The sequence below is a fragment of the Pseudomonas petroselini genome (assembly GCF_045037875.1).
Classification (GTDB): Bacteria; Pseudomonadota; Gammaproteobacteria; order Pseudomonadales; family Pseudomonadaceae; genus Aquipseudomonas; species Aquipseudomonas petroselini.
This window is the reverse complement of sequence record NZ_CP173614.1, coordinates 1,777,954-1,797,899: the sequence shown is the minus strand read 5'-3', so window position 1 is coordinate 1,797,899 and position 19,946 is coordinate 1,777,954. Positions and strand designations below refer to the sequence as shown.

Sequence of the window (19,946 nt, the reverse complement as noted above, 5' to 3'; positions counted from 1 at the left end):
GGCCACAAAAAAAGGCGCGCCATCTTGAAGATGGCGCGCCTTTTTTGTTGAAGCGTGTTGGAAGGATCAGCTACCGGCGACGGTCATCCGCTCGATCAACACCGAACCCGTACGGATATTGCTGCGCAGTTCCAGGTCGTTTCCGACGGCAACGATCTGCTTGAACATATCGCGCATGTTGCCGGCGATTGTCACTTCCTGGACGGCAAACTGAATCTCGCCGTTTTCCACCCAGAAACCCGCCGCGCCACGGGAATAATCGCCCGTGACCATGTTCAGCCCGTGCCCCATCAACTCAGTCACCAGCAGGCCACGCCCCATCCGCCGCAACAGCGCCGCCTGGTCTTCATCGCCATGGGTGACGAACAGGTTATGCACCCCGCCGGAGTTGGCGGTGCTTGGCAGGCCCAGTTTGCGCCCGGCATAAGTGCCCAGGACGTAGGAGACCAACTCGCCGCTTTCGACGAACGGCTTGGCATAAGTCGCCAAGCCATCGCCATCAAACGACGTGCTCCCCATAGCACGCATCAGGTGGGGACGTTCATCGATGGTCAGCCACTCGGGAAACAGTTTCTGGCCAATCGCCCCTTCCAGGAACGAGGACTTGCGGTACAGGTTGCCACCGGAGATCGCTCCCAGGAAACTGCCAAATAAGCCACCGGCCAGTTCCGCCGAAAACAGCACCGGCACTTCACAGGTCGGCACAGGGCGCGCCCCCAGGCGGCTCGCCGCACGCTGTGCAGCACGCTGGCCGATGCTGACCGGGTCTGCCAGCAAATCACCCTGGCGGTTCACGTCATACCAGTAATCGCGCTGCATCTGGCCGTTGGCCTCGGCGATCATCACGCAGCTCAGGCTATGACGAGTTGACGCATAACCGCCGATAAAACCATGGCTGTTGCCATACACGCGACAGCCCTGATGGGTGCTCAACGTGGTGCCATCAGCGTTCTTGATGCGGGCGTCGGCATCGAACGCCGCCGCTTCACACGTCAGCGCCTGCTCGATGGCCTGCTCGGGCGTGATGTCCCAGGCGTGGAACAGATCAAAATCCTTCAAGTCCTTGGCCATCAGTGCCTTGTCGGCCAAACCCGAGCTTTCATCCTCAGAGGTGTGCTTGGCAATCGCCAACGCCGCCGCGACGGTCTCGCGAATCGCTTCCGGGCCACTGGCCGAGGTACTGGCAGAACCTTTGCGCTGTCCGACATACAAAGTGATGCCAAAGCCTTGGTCGCGGTTGAACTCAACCGTCTCCACTTCCCGCTGACGAACCGATGTCGACAACCCCTGCTCCAGCGATACCGCCACTTCACAGGCACTGGCCCCCTGGCGCTTGGCCTCGGCAAGGATCTGCTCGACTTGTTCCTGCAGTGCCGGTAACGCTTGTGGACCGACGCTTTGGGCTGCACTCATGGTTTTCTCCACTCAAATTCTGCTTTCGGTTAAGGCCATCGAGCGACCGGGCCGGACAAGCGGCCCCCGACTGGTTATCATGGCGGCGTTTCTTTGCGGACTGCCACCATGGTTGATTCTTACGACGACTCCCTCGATGGGGAGAAAAGCAAAACCCAGGTCAAACGTGAGCTGCATGCTCTGGTTGACCTGGGCGAGCGCCTTACAACGCTCAAGAAAGACTTGATTGCAAAACTGCCACTGACCGACGAAATGCGCCGGGCTCTTGCGGACGCACCCAAGCACACCGCGAATATCGCGCGTAAACGGCACATCATGTTTATCGGCAAACTCATGCGCGATCAGGACACTGACGCCATTCTGGCTTTGCTTGATCAAACCGATGCCTCCACTCGCCAGTACAACGAACGCTTCCATAACCTGGAGCGTTGGCGTGACCGCCTGATCGCGGGCGATGACGGGGTGCTGGAGAAATTCGTGTTGGACTACCCGGACGCGGACCGCCAGCAACTGCGTTCCCTGATCCGTCAAGCCCAGCACGAGCAGGCGCATAACAAGGCGCCGGCCACCAGCCGTAAAATCTTCAAATACATCCGTGAGCTGGACGAGACTCAACGCGGCCTGCGTTGATGCCCTTCCCCGGGTGGCGGTCTTCGCCACCCGAAGCTCCACCGCTTACGACCCCGTGCCACCCACGGTGATCGCATCAATCTTCAGCGTTGGCTGGCCGACACCCACCGGCACCGACTGCCCATCTTTCCCGCACGTACCCACGCCGCTGTCCAGCGACAGGTCGTTACCCACCATCGACACCTTGCTCATCGCTTCCGGACCATTACCGATCAACGTTGCGCCTTTGACCGGCGCGGTAATCTTGCCGTCTTCGATCAGGTACGCCTCGCTGGTGGAAAACACGAACTTGCCGCTGGTGATGTCCACCTGGCCGCCACCGAGGTTGGCGCAGTAGATGCCGCGTTTCACCGAGGCGATGATTTCCGCCGGGTCGCTTTCGCCACCAAGCATGTAGGTGTTGGTCATGCGCGGCATCGGCAGGTGCGCGTAGGATTCACGGCGACCGTTACCGGTGCGTGCCACGCCCATCAGGCGGGCGTTGAGCTTGTCTTGCATGTAGCCCTTGAGCACACCGTTCTCGATCAAGGTGGTGCACTCGGTCGGCGTGCCTTCGTCATCGACGCTCAGCGAACCACGGCGCCCGGCCAGGGTGCCGTCATCCACGATCGTGCAGAGCTTGGACGCAACCATCTCGCCCATGCGCCCGCTGTAGGCCGAACTGCCCTTGCGGTTGAAGTCACCTTCCAGACCATGGCCGACGGCCTCGTGCAGCAGCACGCCGGACCAGCCCGAACCCAGCACCACCGGCAAGGTACCGGCCGGCGCCGGAATGGCTTCCAGATTGACCAATGCTTGGCGCAACGCTTCACGGGCGTAGCCCATGGCACGGTCGTCGGTGAGGAAATAACGGTAGTCGGTTCGCCCGCCGCCGCCATGACCACCGCGTTCGCGGCGACCGTTCTGTTCGACGATCACACTGACATTGAAACGCACCAACGGCCGCACATCGGCCGCCAGGCCACCATCGGTGGACGCCACCAGGATTCGTTCCCACACACCCGCCATGCTGACGGTGACTTGCTGGATACGCGGGTCGAGGGCACGGGTGGCGGCGTCGATACGCTTGAGCAACTCGACCTTTTCCGCACGGCTAATCACTTCCAGGGGATTATCCGGCGCGTACAACTGCGCCACGTCCTGGGTGCTGAATGCCTGCACCGTGCCATTTTGCCCGGCACGGGAGATCGAACGCGCGGCACGCGCCGCCAGGCCCAAGGCTTCCAGGGTGATTGCGTTACTGTAGGCAAAACCGGTTTTCTCACCGGATTGCGCACGGACACCCACCCCTTGATCCAGGTTGAAGCTGCCTTCCTTGACGATCCCGTCTTCAAGGGCCCAGGACTCGGAGATCTGGCCCTGGAAATACAGGTCGGCCGCGTCGATGCCGGGCCCGGCGAGATCGCCCAGCACGGTTTGCAAACTTTCGATGGTCACGCCACCGGGTGCCAGGAGGTGTTCACTGACTGAGGACAACAACTCGCTCATAGGTAGGGCCTTAAATTCATCGTTCCGAAGCAGGTCGCTGTGCGCCCTGCGAGAAAAAGCGCCGATGGTTGACCACCGGCATGCGCGCCCTTATCGACGCCTGTTCACTGCTATCGCGTTCGGCCAGCAGCACCGCTTCGCCTTGATCCTGTTGTGCCAGCACGCGTCCCCAGGGGTCGACAATCGCTGCATGGCCATAGGTTTCCCGTGGCCCCGGATGCACGCCACCTTGGGCGGCCGCCAGCAGGTAGCACTGGGTCTCGATGGCACGAGCGCGAATTAGCACATCCCAGTGCGCCGCGCCGGTCACTGCCGTAAACGCCGACGGCGCAGTAATCAATTCGGCCCCCGCCGCGCGCAATTCGCTGTACAGCTCAGGGAAGCGCAAGTCGTAACACACCGTCAGGCCCAAACGACCGACGGGCGTATCCGCCACCACCACATTGCCCCCGAAAGCATAGTCGTCGGATTCGCGATAACGACCACGAGCATCGGCGACATCCACATCGAACAGGTGCAGCTTGTCGTAACGGGCAACGATTTCGCCCTGATCGTCGACCAGCAGCGAGCAAGCGTTGGACTTGGCGTGCGGTTGATCCTTCGGCGGCAGCGGCAAAGTCCCCGCCACTATCCATAAGGTGAGGTCGCGAGCGGTCTGTTTCAACCATGGCAGGATCGGGCCTTCGCCCAGCGCCTCGGCGCGACCGATATCCGCGACGTCGCGGCGGCCCATGGCAGCGAAGTTTTCCGGCAGCACCGCCAGCTTTGCACCGCCTGCCGCAGCCTGCTCCAGCAAGCGATGGGCCTGGGCCAGGTTGGCCAGCACATCGCTCTGGCTGACCATTTGAATTACCGCAAAGGACATGGGCCGACTCTCCGTAAGGGGCGTACGGCCATGCTACTCCACAGGCTCTCAGTTTGGCTTTTCAAATGGCTTGTCGAAGGTGATTTTCGGGTCCTTCCATGGCCCTTCCACTTTGTATTGCACGCTGGCGAAGCGGGAAACCCGATCACCAATCAACTTGTCGATCAGGAACAACGCACCGCCAATCGCGGGCGCGCCAACGATCAACGCCGCGATCGGCAGGTTGTTGGTCACCGGCAGCGTTACCAGCAACTTGGCATCAACGCGGTCAGCCACCAGGTCCAGGGTGCCATTCAGTTCCAGATTAGTGGAAGGCCCGGTCATGGTGATCGGCTCACGGGTCACGAACACACCGTTACTGGCCGCCAACAAGCCTTTTACCCGGTCATAACTCAAGCCTTTGCCGAGCAAGTCCGAGAAGTCCAGGCGCAGCCGGCGCCCGATGGAGTTGAAGTTCAGCAGGCCGAATACCCGCAGGGCCTGGGCGCCGCCTTCCACTTCCACAAACTGGCCGTTGCGGAATGCCGCATCCAGGCTGCCGGAGAAACGCTTGGGCCCCACATAGGCCGGCGAACCGGGCCAACGTCCGTCCACATCCAGGTGGAAATCCTGACTGGTGACGGTGGGCGCATAACCCCAGCCCTTGAGCACATCGCCAATGTTCTTGCCGTCCAAGCGGCCCTTGTACCAACTGCTGCTGTCACCCGCCGCACCTTCCCAACCACCGGCGCCCTTGAGCTGCATGCCCTTGAGGCCCAGATCCAGGTTGTTGAAGGCCAGGCCCTTGGCCGTCGGGCGAATCTTCAGCGACCACGCACCTATCAGGTCCGGGCCTTGGAACAGCTGGTCGATGGCGATATCCAGCGCGGGAATATCCTTGGGATCGATACTCGCCAAGGGGTCCGGCGCGTTTTCGTCCGCTTGCACCGTTGGGTCCACCGCCGGCAGCTTCACGTATTGCAGGTTGATCGCAATCGGCGCGCCTTTGGCGTCGGGCACGTTAACCGTACCCTTGGCCTGCTGGCTGTCGAGTTGCAAACCCCACGCCGCAGGTTTGCGGTCCAGTTGCAAAGTGACCTGATCGAACTGGGTGCCAAGCCCAGTCAGCTTGCCTACCTTGAAGTCGGCGCCGCTGAGCAATTGCTTGGCGCTGCCGCCCGGATCGTTGCCGGCATAGCGCTCCACCAGTTTCTTCCAGGGATCGATATCGAGCTCCGACAACACACCGCGAATGCGCAATCCCTTGGCACCCGGTAGCACGGCGTCGCCATCACCGAGGAACAGCTCACCGCGACCGTCATTGAATTTGTCCGGCGGCGCAGCAAAGGTAAAGTTGGCCAACTCGCCGTAATCGAACCAATAACGGCGCTCGGCCCCTTGTAACGTCATGCGGAACACACTGTCACGCCCTTGGCTGGCCGGCATGCCGAACGGCACCGGCAAGTCCACTGCCACGCCCTTGAGGTTGGAGCTGACCATCAACTGGCTGTCGGCGCCGTCCAGAGTCAGCTGCAACTGGTACGGAATATCGCCAGACACCGGTAACGGCTGGGTAATTTTCAGCCAGTCCGTCAGCCGCTTGACCGTCACCTGGCCCTTGGCAACCACGCGTGTGCTGATGTTGCCCGGTTTGCCGTCGGCAAAGATCTGCGCGGCGATTGGCCGGTCGAACGCTTGGGCTGTGATGTTCTGGCCACTGAGGCCCTTGGCGCTGTCGAAACGGAAGTCGCCCTTGAGCTGGGTCAGGTCCAGGGTGGGCTCAGCCAGTTGCAGGCGCGCCTTATCCGTTTTGAAGTCCACCACGATTTTCGGCTCAGTGCCCTTGGCCAGCGGAATGTCCAGGTCAAGGCTGCCTTGCAAGTCGCCCTCACCTTTCCAGCCGGCAAACGTCGATGCCGTGCCGATCGGCGCGTCCTGGAGGATTTTCAGACCATCGCCCAAGCCACCGGCAAACCCACCCGTGAGCAGCAGATGGCTGTCTTTGCCTTCAGGTGCGTGGGGAATATTGACGTAGATGTCCTTGACCTTGGTGTCGAGCAACTGGCCTTTGCTGGCCAGGATACGCACACCACTTTCCTCGACGAAGACCTCGCCCTTGACCTTGCTGACATGAGGCCAGCCCGGCTGGAAGGCCAGTTCGGCATCATGCACCTTGAAGAACAGGCTGATATTGCGCGAGGCCGGCAGCGCATCGTGGTTCAACGAACCTTGATACTGGAAGAAGCCTTCATCCACTGCGCCCTTGAGGATCGCGGTGCGTAGCCACTCATCCAGCGCAGGACTCAACACCGCCGGCAGGTATTTGGGCGTGAAGCGCCCATCGCCATCGACCATGCCGACCCGCAGGTCCATGTAGTCTTCCTGGTTGTGATCAAAATGCAGGCGAATCAGGAAATCGGCGGCGATCTTGCCCTCTTCCCCCAGCACCTTGATATACGGCGCAATCAGGGTGAACCCCTCTTTGTCCAGTTTCCACGTCAGGCGCGCATTCGCCTGGATGTACTGCCAGGGCTTGGCAAAGATCGGATCGAGGTGCAGGGAAAAGTCCTTGCTGTCCATGCGCAACTCGCCATGACCCAGGTCGCCGCTGATGCTGCCGGACACGTTACGCGCAGCCGGCGCGCCGAAGTAGGCATCAAAACCGATGCGATCGAGGTTAGCGGCGAAGCTGACTTTTTGATCGGTAGTGTCTTGAGGCCGAAAATCCACCAGCACATTGCGTAGCAGGCCTGTGGCCTTGAGGTGCTGGATCGTCTTGGCAAAACCTTCCGGCAGCGGCGCCAGGGCGTTGAGCAGTGGTGTGATCGGCGTCAGGTCCAGGCGGTCAGCCTGGAGCTTCCAGACTTCCTGGTCCTTGTCGGTGGCCAGGCGCTGCTGCACTTGCAGGCGAGATTCCCAGCGGGTCTCCCCCAGGTTCATCGCCAGCGAGTCGAACAGCACCTTGAGGCCGGTGTCACTGCGTTGCAGGTAAGCGGTGAGCGCGAGATTTTCGATATGGACAGGCTTACGGTCGGCGTAGCTGCCCTTCACCTGTGGCGAGTTGAGGCGCACCACTGCGCTCTGCACAGTGCCCTTGGCCCAGTTCAGCCAGAATTCGCCGCCGGCCTTGAATTGGGTGAGTTTCCACTGTTGGGTCAGCTTGGCCGGAATCCACTTGGCCCAATCGCTTTGCGGCAGGCTCAGGTAGGCCTGGACTTCACCCTCCTTCCACTGGCTGGCGCGAATACGGGTGCGCAGGCTGACGGCAAGGGGCTGGCCGTCGGGCAGGGTCAGGCGCGCGTCCAGGCGTTGGCGGGTGGCACCGGTGTGCAGGCTCAGGCCGACATAGGTAAGGGTCACCGGTGCATGGTCAAACGGTTGCAACGTCACCTGGCTGTCGAGCAGAGACACGCGCTTGACCACTTGCATACGCTTGAGCAACTGCTCCGGGTCCAGCGGCTGGTCGTCCTGCACCGGCAGGCCTTGCAGTGCCCAATGCCCGTCCTTGTCTTCCTTGACGCTGAGTTGCAGGCCACTGACCTGCAGATGCGCAATGCGGACTTCGCGGGCCATCAGGCTGGCCCAGATATCCGGCACCACTTCGACCTGGTCCAGGCGCAAGGCACTGCTGCCCTCGCCCACCATCACATCATGGGCCAGCAATACCGGCGCGAAGCCGCTCCAGCGGCCTTCGAGGCTGCCGATGTGCAAAGGCATCTGCACCGCAGCCTGGGCCTTGGCCTCGACTTCGGCACGGTACTCGGCCACCAGCGGGGTCAACTCACGACCGAGGCTCACGTACACCGCCGCCAATACCAGCAGCAACGCGCAGAGGCCCAGGCCCCAACGGGTCAAAGCGGCAAAAAAGCGTATCAGACGCTCCATGTCAGGCGACCCTCAAGGCGATAGTCGGACGGCAGATCAAGGTCTGCCGGTCTCTTGAAAAGTAAACGAATGAGGATCAGAGCAGCACCACGTCGTATTGTTCCTGTGAATACATGGTTTCAACCTGGAAACGAATGGTGCGCCCGATAAACCCCTCCAGTTCGGCCACGTTACCGGACTCTTCGTCCAGCAACCGGTCGACCACTTTCTGGTTGGCGAGCACTCTATAACCTTCGGCCTGGTAGGCACGCGCCTCTCGTAAGATTTCCCGGAAAATCTCGTAGCAAACCGTTTCCGGGGTCTTCAACTTACCGCGCCCCTGGCAACTGCTGCACGGCTCGCACAGCACTTGCTCGAGACTTTCGCGGGTGCGCTTGCGGGTCATCTGCACCAGGCCCAGCTCGGTGATGCCGATGATATTGGTCTTGGCGTGGTCGCGTTCCAGCTGCTTTTCGAGGGTACGCAACACTTGGCGCTGGTGCTCTTCGTCTTCCATGTCAATGAAGTCGATGATGATGATGCCGCCCAGGTTACGCAGGCGCAGCTGGCGGGCAATCGCGGTGGCCGCTTCGAGGTTGGTCTTGAAGATGGTCTCTTCAAGGTTGCGATGGCCGACAAACGCACCGGTGTTGACGTCAATGGTGGTCATGGCCTCCGCCGGGTCGACCACCAGGTAGCCGCCGGATTTGAGCGGCACTTTGCGCTCAAGGGCCTTCTGGATTTCGTCTTCGACGCCATACAGGTCGAAGATCGGTCGCTCGCCAGGATAATGTTCCAGGCGGTCGGCAATTTCCGGCATCAGCTCGGCAACAAACTGCGTGGTGCGCTGAAAAGTTTCCCGCGAGTCGATGCGAATTTTCTCAATCTTGGGGCTGACCAAATCGCGCAGCGTGCGCAGGGCCAGGCCCAGGTCTTCATAAATAACGCTTGGCGCACTGATGGTCTTGATCTGGGCATCGATCTGGTCCCACAGGCGTCGCAGGTAGCGGATGTCCATCAGGATCTCATCGGCACCGGCACCTTCGGCGGCGGTACGCAGGATAAAACCGCCCGCCTCCTTGATGCCTTCGGCCGCCACGCAGTCGCTGACCACCTTCTTCAGGCGCTCGCGCTCGGCTTCGTCTTCGATCTTCAGGGAAATGCCGACATGGGCAGTGCGCGGCATATAAACCAGGTACCGCGACGGAATCGACAGCTGAGTGGTCAGGCGTGCGCCCTTTGAGCCGATGGGGTCCTTGGTGACTTGTACCACCAGGCTTTGCCCTTCATGCACCAGGGCGCTGATGCTTTCTACCGCAGGGCCTTCGCGCAGGGAAATTTCCGAAGCATGGATAAACGCCGCGCGGTCCAGGCCGATGTCGACGAATGCCGCCTGCATGCCCGGCAATACGCGCACCACCTTGCCTTTGTAGATATTGCCGACAATTCCGCGCTTCTGGGTGCGCTCCACGTGCACTTCTTGCAGAACACCGTTCTCTACCACCGCCACGCGCGATTCCATCGGCGTGATATTGATCAGAATCTCTTCACTCATGGCTGGGTCTCGTTCAGGCGTTTTCACAATAGTGACCGATCGCTTAAGGCTGGGCGCTGGCGTACGGCGTTCAGCGCGCGGTGATGTTTTGCCAACAGGGTATGCCGAATTGATCGAGCAGTTGCGCGGTTTCACACACCGGCAGGCCTACCACAGCGGAATAACTGCCATTGAGCCCGGCGACAAACACCGAACCCAGGCCTTGGATAGCATAGCCGCCCGCTTTGTCATGGGGTTCGCCACTGTGCCAGTAGGTTGTGGCCTCCTCGACGGAAATCCCACGGAAAAGCACTCGACTGCTGACACATCGCGTTTCGCAGCGCTGGCCATCAGTGAGCGCGATGGCGGTAAGGACTTCATGTTCGCGTCCCGCCAAGGCCGTCAACATGGCCAGGGCATCGGCCTGATCCACCGGTTTGCCGAGGATCTTGCCATCGACAATCACGGCGGTATCGGCGCCCAGCACGCAGGCGCCTGTTGTGTGCTCAAGCGCAGCAAAACCCGCCGTCGCCTTGCCGCGCGCAAGACGCTCGACGTAGGAAACAGGGGTTTCGTTTGTAAGAGGCGTTTCATCAATGGCGGCGCTGACCACGGTGAAGGGCACACCGATCTGGGTCAGCAGTTCACGCCGCCTCGGAGAGCCCGAGGCCAAGTAAAGCGAATTCATTGCAGACTCTCCCTGTAGGGTTCGATAACCAGGCAGAGCCTCGCAATCCATTCAATTGATTTTATAACGACGACGCAGCCCGCGCAGACCGAAACTGATCCACGGCCACAGCAAGGCACTGACCAGGGCCGGCAGCACCAGCGCCAGGGTTGGCTGGCGATTGCCGGTCAAGGCGCTGAGCCACAGTTGAACAAGCTGCGCCAGGCCGAAGATTACCAGGATCACCAGGCACTGCTGCCACATCGGGAACATGCGCAGCCGCTGCTGCAACGACAGCACCAGGAAGGTGATCAGGGTCAGGATCAACGCGTTCTGGCCCAGCAAGGTGCCATAGAGCACATCCTCGGCCAAGCCCAGGAACATCGCCGTGACCATACCCACTTTGTGCGGCAGGTTCAGCGACCAGAAGGCCAGCAGCAAAGCCAGCCAGAGCGGGCGCAGGATTTCCATGAACTGCGGCAGCGGCGAAACGCTGAGCAGCAAACCAATGGCGAAGGTCAGCCAGACGATCCAGCCTTTGCGCGAATGAGTACCGGCCATTATTCCTCCCTCTGCCGCGTGGTGGTCGGCGCGTTTGCCGGAGGCTTGGCTGCTGGCGTAGTGGCCGGTGGCTTAGTCGTTGTCGGTTTAACCGGGCGTGCGCTGTGGGCTGCCGGTTTGACCGGAGTGGCCACCGGCGCTGCCGGAGCAGCGACAGGCGCGGGCGGCCCCACGAATGCCGGTTTCGGCACGGTTGTGGGAACGATCGGCGCTGTACCGTTTTGCTTGTCTTCCGCCTCCTGGGCCTGGGCGGCGTCGTTGGCGCGCTCTTCCGGGGTGCGGTTGTCGCTGAACACCAGCAGCAGGTAGCGGCTGCGGTTCAAGGCGGCGGTAGGCACGGCACGCACAATGGCGAACGGCTGGCCGGAATCGTGGATCACTTCCTTGACGGTCGCCACCGGGTAACCCGCCGGGAAACGCTGACCCAGGCCGGAACTGACCAACAAGTCGCCTTCCTTGATGTCGGCAGTATCGGCCACATGGCGCAACTCCAGCCGTTCAGGGTTACCGGTGCCGCTGGCGATCGCACGCAGGCCGTTGCGGTTCACCTGCACCGGAATGCTGTGGGTGGTGTCCGTCAGCAGCAACACCCGTGAGGTGTAGGGCATCAGCTCAACCACCTGGCCCATCAGGCCACGGGCATCGAGCACCGGCTGGCCAAGGACCACACCGTCGCGCTCACCCTTGTTGATGATAATGCGATGGGTGAAGGGATTGGGGTCCATGCCGATCAACTCGGCCACTTCGACCTTTTCGTTGACCAGTGCGGAGGAATTGAGCAACTCGCGCAGCCGAACGTTCTGCTCGGTGAGGGCCGCGAGCTTTTGCATGCGCCCCTGCAACAGCAGGTTTTCGGTCTTGAGTTTTTCGTTCTCGGCGACCAGCTCGGTGCGGCTGCCGAATTGGCTGGCCACGCCCTGGTAGAGACGTTGTGGCAGGTCGGTGATCCAGTATGTCTGCATCAACACCAGCGACATCTGGCTACGCACGGGCTTGAGCAGTGCAAAGCGGGCATCGACCACCATCAGCGCGACCGAAAGCACGACCAGCACCAACAGGCGCACGCCCAATGAGGGGCCTTTGGCGAAAAGCGGTTTAATAAGCCGCTCCTCCCAGGCAAATGTTCTCTTTATTCATACGGCATCTAACCGGCCTGGATGCAGATTGAAGAAGATAAACGCCAACAGGCAGCACTGCAAAGTGCTGCCTGCGGGCGAAACATGGGCTAATCAGCAAATGCTTATTCGCTGGAAAGCAGGTCCATGGTGTGTTTATCCATCATTTCCAGTGCACGGCCACCGCCACGGGCGACGCAGGTCAGCGGGTCTTCGGCGACAATCACCGGCAAGCCGGTTTCCTGGGCCAGCAGTTTGTCGAGGTCGCGCAGCAAGGCGCCACCACCGGTCAGCACCAGCCCACGCTCGGCGATATCGGAAGCCAGTTCCGGCGGCGATTGCTCCAGGGCGCTCTTCACGGCCTGAACGATAGTGGCCAGGGACTCTTGCAGAGCTTCCAGCACTTCATTGGAGTTCAGGGTGAAGGCACGTGGAACGCCTTCGGCCAGGTTGCGACCGCGAACATCGACTTCGCGCACTTCGCCGCCCGGATAAGCGGTACCGATTTCCTGCTTGATGCGCTCGGCGGTGGATTCGCCGATCAGGCTGCCGTAGTTACGACGCACATACGTGATGATCGCTTCGTCGAAACGGTCGCCGCCGACGCGTACGGATTCGGCATACACCACACCGTTCAGGGAAATCAGGGCGATTTCAGTGGTACCACCACCGATATCCACCACCATCGAACCGCGGGCTTCTTCTACCGGCAGGCCGGCACCGATCGCAGCAGCCATCGGCTCTTCGATCAGGAACACTTCGCGAGCACCGGCACCAAGGGCCGATTCACGGATGGCACGACGCTCAACCTGGGTGGATTTGCATGGAACGCAGATCAGCACACGAGGGCTGGGCTGCAGGAAACTGTTTTCGTGAACCTTGTTGATGAAGTACTGCAGCATCTTCTCGCAGACACTGAAGTCGGCGATCACGCCGTCTTTCATCGGACGAATGGCAGCAATATTGCCTGGTGTACGGCCGAGCATGCGCTTGGCCTCGGTGCCGACGGCAACGACACTTTTCTGATTACCATGGGTCCGAATGGCCACAACCGATGGCTCATTCAGGACGATACCGCGCTCGCGCACGTAAATAAGGGTGTTGGCAGTGCCCAGGTCAATGGAAAGATCGCTGGAAAACATGCCACGCAGTTTCTTGAACATGGGAAAGGGACCCTAGGCAACGCGTGGGTAAAAAAGTGCGGCAAACTCTAACAACGACAGGGATTTTGGGCAAGGCGCCAATGTGCTAAATTGGCCGACTTTCTGTGCACCAACCCCCACAATCGCGGCCGTAAGACCGTAGAAATGCGGTAGTGTTCCGACAATCTAACACACGGACAGCCTCCGTTCTGTTTTCCACTGGAGATTCCCATGACGCTTGAACGCTCCGATGTGGAAAAAATCGCGCATTTGGCCTCGCTTGGCCTGAATGAAGACGATCTTCCACAGACCACCGCAGCCCTGAACAGTATTCTCGGGCTGGTCGACCAAATGCAGGCCGTGAATACCGACGGCATCGAGCCCCTGGCTCACCCGCTGGAAGCCAGCCAGCGCCTGCGCGCAGACGTCGTGACCGAAAGTAATAATCGCGAGGCCTACCAGTCCATCGCGCCATCGGTCGAAAACGGCCTGTACCTGGTTCCGAAAGTCATCGACTAAAGGGAAAGAGCCTGCAATGCATCACATGACTCTGGCCGAGATCGCCCGCGGTCTCGCCGACAAAAAGTTTTCTTCCGAAGAGCTGACCAAGACCCTGCTGGCGCGTATCGCCGAGCACGATCCGAAGGTCAACAGCTTCATCAGCCTCACCGAAGAGCTGGCCTTGAGCCAGGCCAAGGCTGCCGACGCACGTCGCGCCAACGGTGAACAGGGCGCACTGCTGGGCGCCCCTATCGCCCACAAGGACCTGTTCTGCACCCAGGGCATTCGCACCAGTTGCGGCTCGAAGATGCTCGACAACTTCAAGGCCCCCTACGACGCCACCGTGGTGTCCAAGCTGGCTGCCGCCGGGGCTGTGACCCTGGGCAAGACCAACATGGACGAGTTCGCCATGGGTTCGGCCAACGAGTCGAGCTACTACGGCGCGGTGAAAAACCCGTGGAACCTCGACCACGTACCCGGTGGTTCGTCCGGTGGTTCGGCCGCCGCCGTTGCCGCGCGTTTCCTGCCGGCTGCCACGGCCACCGACACGGGCGGTTCGATCCGCCAGCCGGCGGCGTTCACCAACCTTACCGGGTTGAAGCCGACCTACGGTCGCGTTTCCCGCTGGGGCATGATCGCCTACGCCTCCAGCCTGGATCAGGGCGGCCCCCTGGCCCGTACTGCTGAAGACTGCGCAATTTTGTTACAAGGTATGGCCGGGTTCGATAAACAGGACTCCACCAGCATCGATGAGCCCGTGCCGGACTACAGCGCCAGCCTGAACACCTCGATCAAGGGCCTGCGCATCGGCGTGCCGAAGGAATACTTCAGCGCCGGTCTCGACCCGCGTATCGCCGAGCTGGTGCACAACAGCGTCAAGACGCTGGAAGGCCTCGGTGCGGTGATCAAGGAAATCAGCCTGCCGAACAACCAGCACGCGATTCCTGCCTACTATGTGATCGCGCCAGCGGAAGCCTCTTCCAACCTGTCGCGTTTCGACGGCGTGCGCTTCGGCTACCGCTGCGAAAACCCGAAAGACCTCACCGACCTGTACAAACGCTCCCGTGGCGAAGGCTTCGGCGCCGAAGTACAACGCCGGATCATGGTCGGGGCCTACGCCCTGTCGGCGGGCTACTACGACGCGTACTACCTCAAGGCGCAGAAAATCCGTCGCCTGATCAAGAACGACTTCATGGCGGCCTTTGAAGAAGTCGACGTGATCCTCGGCCCGACCACGCCGAACCCGGCCTGGAAGATCGGCGCCAAGACCGGCGACCCGATTGCCGAGTACCTGGAAGACCTCTACACCATCACCGCCAACCTCGCGGGCCTGCCGGGCTTGTCCATGCCCGCCGGTTTCGTCGATGGCCTGCCGGTCGGCGTGCAATTGCTCGCCCCATATTTCCAGGAAGGCCGCCTGCTCAATGTGGCGCACCAGTACCAGTTGAACACCGACTGGCACACTCGCACCCCTACCGGCTTCTGAGGAGAACACTATGCAATGGGAAGTTGTGATCGGGCTGGAGATTCATACCCAGCTCGCCACCCAATCGAAGATTTTCTCCGGTAGCGCCACCACGTTCGGCTCCGAGCCCAACACCCAGGCGAGCCTGGTAGACCTGGGCATGCCCGGCGTGCTGCCGGTGCTGAACCAGGAAGCGGTGCGCATGGCGGTGATGTTCGGCCTGGCGATTGACGCCGAGATCGGCCAGCACAACGTGTTCGCGCGCAAGAACTACTTCTACCCGGACCTGCCCAAGGGCTACCAGATCAGCCAGATGGAATTGCCAATCGTCGGCAAGGGCTACCTGGACATCCCACTGGAAGACGGCACCATCAAGCGCGTCGGCGTAACCCGCGCACATTTGGAAGAAGACGCCGGCAAAAGCCTGCATGAAGAATTCAACGGCGCCACCGGCATCGACCTGAACCGCGCCGGCACACCGCTGCTGGAGATCGTTTCCGAGCCGGACATGCGCAGCGCCAAGGAAGCCGTGGCCTACGTCAAGACCATCCACGCGCTGGTGCGTTACCTGGGCATCTGCGACGGCAACATGGCCGAAGGCTCGCTGCGGTGCGACTGCAACGTGTCGGTACGCCCCAAAGGCCAGGCCGAGTACGGCACTCGCTGCGAGATCAAGAACGTCAACTCGTTCCGCTTCATCGAGAAGGCGATCAACTCCGAAGTGCGTCGCCAGATCGAACTGATCGAGGACGGCGGCAAAGTGATCCAGCAAACCCGCCTGTACGACCCGAACAAAGACGAAACCCGCGCCATGCGCAGCAAAGAGGAAGCCAACGACTACCGTTACTTCCCCGACCCGGACCTGTTGCCGGTGGTGATCGAGGATTCGTTCCTCAATGACATCCGCGCTACCCTGCCGGAACTGCCGCCGCAAAAACGCGAACGCTTCCAGGCGCAGTTCGGCCTGTCGGTCTACGATGCGAGCGTGCTGGCTTCCAGTCGCGAACAAGCCGACTACTTCGAAAAAGTCGTGAGCATCGCCGGTGACGCCAAGCTGGCGGCCAACTGGGTGATGGTCGAGCTGGGCAGCCTGCTGAACAAACAGGGCCTGGAAATCGACGAAGCCCCCGTCACCGCCGAGCAACTGGGCGGCATGCTGCTGCGCATCAAGGACAACACCATCTCCGGCAAAATTGCCAAGACCGTGTTCGAAGCCATGGCCAGCGGTGAAGGCAGTGCCGACGAGATCATCGAGAAGCGTGGCCTCAAGCAAGTCACCGACAGCGGCGCGATTTCGGCCGTGCTGGATGAAATGCTCGCGGCCAATGCCGAGCAGGTCGAGCAATACCGTGCGGCAGACGAAGCCAAGCGCGGCAAGATGTTCGGCTTCTTTGTGGGCCAGGCGATGAAAGCCTCCAAAGGCAAGGCCAACCCGCAACAGGTGAACGAGCTGCTGAAAAGCAAGCTTGAAGGCTGATAGCAATGAAGGGGCCGACTGAGATCTCATGCTCGGCTCGGACCAAGGTGGGAGGGGGCTTGCCCCCCGATTGCAGAGTGTCAGCTGACGAATGCTTGGCTGATACACCGCTATCGGGGGCAAGCCCCCTCCCACATAAGCCCCTTCCACCTTTGATATGGGGATACCTTGAATGAAGCGCCTACTCGGCCTGATGATCCTGTCCTCCCTGCTGGCTGGCTGCGCCAGCGGCGTCATCAACCCCAACGGTTACGACGAAACCGGCACCGCTTCCTATTACGGCGCCAAACACCATGGCAACAAGACTGCCAGTGGTGAACCTTTCAACCAGAACGCCTTGACCGCCGCCCATCGGCGATTGCCCTTCGGCACCCAGGTCAAGGTCACCAACCTCGACAACGACAGATCCGTGGTTGTACGCATCAACGATCGCGGCCCGCATACCCGTGGGCGCTTGATTGATCTTTCACGCAAGGCCGCCGAGCAGCTGGGTATGATCAGCAGCGGCACCGCACGCGTGCGCGTACAAGCCTTGAGCAACTGACGATGGAGGCCCGGCCATTTTCGGACTAACCGCCCTCTCCCCCTGGAGCCTTCTGGAATTGGTCAGCGGCCTCCTGCTGCTGATCGTCGGCGCCGAAATCCTGGTGCGGGCCGCCGTACGCCTGGCCGCGAGCCTCAAGGTGCGGCCGTTGATCATTGGCCTGACCATCGTCGCCTTCGGCAGCAGCGCGCCACAGATGACCGTGAGCCTGCAGGCCACCCTGGCCGGCAATACGGATATCGCCGTGGGCAGCGTGATCGGCAGCAGCATCTTCAACATCCTTGTAACCCTGGGCCTGTCGGCGCTGATCATTCCGCTGCGGGTCTCCCGGCAACTGGTACGCCTGGATATCCCGGTGATGATCCTGGCCGGCCTGCTGGTGTTTACCCTGGCAGCCAATGAAGAGCTCACACCCATCGACGGCCTGCTGTTGCTCGTGGCCCTGATCGCCTACCTCGGCGTGCTGCATTACCAGACACGCCACTCCCGCCGCCCGCGCACGCTGGACACCGTGGCCAGGGCGCCGTGGCTGAGCAGCGTGCTGTTGATGCTCGGCGGGCTGCTGATTCTGGTGCTGGCCGGGCATCTGTTGCTCGGCGCTGCCGTGGACGTGGCGAGCGACCTGGGCCTGTCGGAACGCATCATCGGCCTGACGCTGATCGGTGTCGGCACCTCGCTGCCGTGCCTGGCCACCTCGCTGATTGCCGCCCTGCGCGGCGAGCGGGAAATTGCAGTGGGCAACGTGATCGGCAGCAACCTGTTCAACCTGCTCGGCGTATTGGGGCTGACCGCCTTGCTCGCGCCCTCGCCGCTGTCGGTTTCACCGAATGCCTTGGACTTTGACCTGCCGGTAATGCTCGGCGTGGTGGTGCTGTGCCTGCCGGTGTTCTACACCGGTTACCGCGTGACCCGTGCCGAAGGCCTGGTGCTGCTGGGCCTGTACCTGGCGTACGGGCTGCATGTAATGACGTTCACCACCGGCATGCCCCTGGCCAACAACCTTGAACAACTGATGCTGTATTACGTCTTGCCGGTGCTGGTGGCGTTTCTGTTGTTCAGCACGCTGCGAGCCTGGCGCCGCCAACACAAGAGGGAATCGCAATGACCGATCAAAAAAAGCCTGGGGTTGAAATGCGTCGCCAGGTCATGGGGGATGTATTCGTCGACCGTGCCTTGGGCAATGCCACCGAGTTCACCCAGCCGCTGCAGGACTTCGTCAACGAGCACGCCTGGGGCAGTGTGTGGAACCGCGAGGGGTTGTCGCTGAAAACCCGCAGCCTGATCACCCTCGCCGCCCTGACCGCGCTGAAGTGCCCGCAAGAGCTCAAGGGCCATGTGCGCGGCGCGCTGAACAATGGTTGCAGCGTGGAAGAGATCCGCGAAGCGCTGCTGCATTGCGCGGTGTACGCCGGAGTGCCGGCGGCGATTGATGCGTTTCGTGCGGCGCAGGAAGTGATCGAGGCGTATCAGGCAGATCAGCAGTGACGGTCAGATAGCTATCGGGGGCAAGCCCCTCTCACAATGAAGGTGTTCACCCATCCAAATGTGGGAGGGGGCTTGCCCCCGATTGGCCCTCACAGGCACCCGAGCGTTCAGATCCAACCACCCGCCTGCAACACAAAGATCCCGATATTCGTGGTCACTGCCGCCATCAGGGTGGTGATCACAATAATCGCCGCCGCCAGCTCATGATTGCCCTCGGCCGCCCTGGCCATGACAAAACTCGCAGCGGCCGTCGGCGCGCCGAAATACAGGAACAGAATCCCCAACTCCGGCCCTCGGAACCCCAGCAGCCAGGCGCCCAGGGTGGCGACCACCGGGAGCCAGACCATTTTCATCAGGCTCGCGCTCAGGGCCATGTTGCCGCTCTTGCGCAATGCGGCCAACGACAAGGTGCCACCAATGCAGATCAGCGCCAGCGGCAACGTGGTGTCTGCCAGGTACCCCAAGGATTTTTCCAGCCAGCCCGGCAAGCCGATCTGAAAATAGGCGAACGGCGCGGCCACAATCACGCTGATGATCAGCGGATTGGCCACCACACTTTTGAAGATGCTCCACGGGTCGGACTTGATGACTGGGCTGTAGACCGCCAGCACGATGGTCGACAACGTGTTGTAGAACAGGATCACCAGTGCGGCGAGGATCGCGCCGAGAGAGATACCGTAGTCGCCGTACATACTGGCCGCGAGTGCCAGGCCGATCACGCCGTTATTGCCGCGAAACGCGCCCTGGGTATAGATGCCACGGTCTTCACGCTTGCAACGGAAAATCGCCCAGCCCCAGGCCAAGGCAAAGCTGAGCAGCGTGGCGATGGCAAAGTAGATCAGCAAACCCGGTTTGAGCGCCGAATGCAGGTCGGCATGCAGGATGCCGAGGAACAGCAACGCCGGCATGGTGACATTGAACACCAGGGACGAGGCGGTGTGGATAAAGTTGTCGTTGATCCAGTTGAGGCGCTTGAGCAACACACCGAGAAACAGCATGGCAAACACCGGCGCGGTGATGGTGAGCGTCGCAAGGAAAATGGCGAGCATGCTGTATCAGCCTTAAGTCCTGTTATCAGGGGTTGCGATTATAAAGCAGTCGCGCTGGTTGCTCGCACTTCATTTCGACACATCAATACAAACTAAAAAAACTTGAACTCGGAACTGTGCCTATTTCGTATGAAATAACCACAGGATCTCACCCATCACGTATTCCT

At 61.0% G+C, this 19,946-nt stretch carries 17 protein-coding genes; 7 read left to right on the top strand and 10 right to left on the bottom strand.

Translation table 11 applies throughout. The features are described from left to right. Positions 1-66: 66 nt before the first annotated feature. Positions 67-1,413: a metalloprotease PmbA gene (pmbA, locus tag ACI512_RS08365; RefSeq protein WP_043204787.1), complete on the bottom strand. Its 1,347-nt coding sequence runs from the start codon at positions 1,411-1,413 to the stop codon at positions 67-69. Positions 1,414-1,521: 108 nt separating this feature from the next. On the opposite strand from pmbA, the gene yjgA reads away from it, so the two are divergent. Beyond that, positions 1,522-2,043, top strand: coding sequence for a ribosome biogenesis factor YjgA (gene yjgA, locus ACI512_RS08360; protein ID WP_043204785.1), 522 nt, complete (start codon positions 1,522-1,524; stop codon positions 2,041-2,043). A gap of 45 nt (positions 2,044-2,088) precedes the next feature. Here the strand turns inward: yjgA and tldD are convergent, their stop codons facing one another. From tldD to mreB, 8 genes are all read right to left on the bottom strand, one after another. Then, on the bottom strand, positions 2,089-3,531 hold the full coding sequence (tldD, locus tag ACI512_RS08355; protein ID WP_012722229.1) for a metalloprotease TldD: 1,443 nt from the start codon (positions 3,529-3,531) through the stop codon (positions 2,089-2,091). A gap of 16 nt (positions 3,532-3,547) precedes the next feature. Continuing rightward, positions 3,548-4,396 carry a carbon-nitrogen hydrolase family protein gene (locus ACI512_RS08350; protein WP_231809524.1) on the bottom strand — a complete coding sequence of 283 codons (849 nt, stop codon included), beginning with the start codon at positions 4,394-4,396 and terminating at the stop codon, positions 3,548-3,550. Between the two features lie 48 nt (positions 4,397-4,444). After that, a complete protein-coding gene (locus tag ACI512_RS08345; protein ID WP_236378558.1) occupies positions 4,445-8,260 on the bottom strand; it encodes a YhdP family protein in 3,816 nt (1,271 codons plus the stop codon). Positions 8,261-8,336: 76 nt separating this feature from the next. After that, on the bottom strand, positions 8,337-9,794 hold the full coding sequence (rng, locus tag ACI512_RS08340; RefSeq protein ID WP_012722226.1) for a ribonuclease G: 1,458 nt from the start codon (positions 9,792-9,794) through the stop codon (positions 8,337-8,339). A gap of 70 nt (positions 9,795-9,864) precedes the next feature. Further along, positions 9,865-10,461, bottom strand: coding sequence for a nucleoside triphosphate pyrophosphatase (locus tag ACI512_RS08335; protein WP_231809526.1), 597 nt, complete (start codon positions 10,459-10,461; stop codon positions 9,865-9,867). Positions 10,462-10,512: 51 nt separating this feature from the next. After that, positions 10,513-11,001, bottom strand: coding sequence for a rod shape-determining protein MreD (mreD, locus tag ACI512_RS08330; RefSeq protein ID WP_405121735.1), 489 nt, complete (start codon positions 10,999-11,001; stop codon positions 10,513-10,515). Continuing rightward, positions 11,001-12,101, bottom strand: coding sequence for a rod shape-determining protein MreC (gene mreC, locus ACI512_RS08325; RefSeq protein WP_093542184.1), 1,101 nt, complete (start codon positions 12,099-12,101; stop codon positions 11,001-11,003). Before mreC ends, mreD begins: the two co-directional genes overlap by 1 nt. A gap of 140 nt (positions 12,102-12,241) precedes the next feature. Next, positions 12,242-13,279: a rod shape-determining protein MreB gene (gene mreB / locus ACI512_RS08320; protein WP_002555108.1), complete on the bottom strand. Its 1,038-nt coding sequence runs from the start codon at positions 13,277-13,279 to the stop codon at positions 12,242-12,244. A 210-nt stretch (positions 13,280-13,489) separates the two neighbouring features. On the opposite strand from mreB, the gene gatC reads away from it, so the two are divergent. The 6 genes from gatC (at position 13,490) to ACI512_RS08290 (ending at position 18,730) form a co-directional block, all read left to right on the top strand. Next, entirely contained in the window at positions 13,490-13,777 is a 288-nt protein-coding gene (gene gatC / locus ACI512_RS08315; protein ID WP_064054761.1) for an Asp-tRNA(Asn)/Glu-tRNA(Gln) amidotransferase subunit GatC, read from the top strand. Positions 13,778-13,793: 16 nt separating this feature from the next. After that, positions 13,794-15,245, top strand: coding sequence for an Asp-tRNA(Asn)/Glu-tRNA(Gln) amidotransferase subunit GatA (gatA, locus tag ACI512_RS08310; RefSeq protein WP_012722222.1), 1,452 nt, complete (start codon positions 13,794-13,796; stop codon positions 15,243-15,245). A 10-nt stretch (positions 15,246-15,255) separates the two neighbouring features. Then, complete coding sequence (gene gatB / locus ACI512_RS08305) at positions 15,256-16,701, top strand: Asp-tRNA(Asn)/Glu-tRNA(Gln) amidotransferase subunit GatB (RefSeq protein WP_236378562.1); 1,446 nt, start codon at positions 15,256-15,258, stop codon at positions 16,699-16,701. 172 nt (positions 16,702-16,873) lie between these two features. After that, a complete protein-coding gene (locus ACI512_RS08300) occupies positions 16,874-17,245 on the top strand; it encodes a septal ring lytic transglycosylase RlpA family protein (protein ID WP_012722220.1) in 372 nt (123 codons plus the stop codon). A 58-nt stretch (positions 17,246-17,303) separates the two neighbouring features. After that, on the top strand, positions 17,304-18,350 hold the full coding sequence (locus ACI512_RS08295) for a calcium/sodium antiporter (RefSeq protein ID WP_236378565.1): 1,047 nt from the start codon (positions 17,304-17,306) through the stop codon (positions 18,348-18,350). Then, entirely contained in the window at positions 18,347-18,730 is a 384-nt protein-coding gene (locus ACI512_RS08290; protein ID WP_012722218.1) for a carboxymuconolactone decarboxylase family protein, read from the top strand. The genes ACI512_RS08295 and ACI512_RS08290 overlap by 4 nt, the downstream gene beginning before the upstream one ends. A gap of 107 nt (positions 18,731-18,837) precedes the next feature. Here ACI512_RS08290 and ACI512_RS08285 read toward each other — a convergent pair whose 3' ends face one another. Next, positions 18,838-19,779, bottom strand: coding sequence for an AEC family transporter (locus ACI512_RS08285; protein WP_236378566.1), 942 nt, complete (start codon positions 19,777-19,779; stop codon positions 18,838-18,840). Positions 19,780-19,946 lie beyond the last annotated feature (167 nt).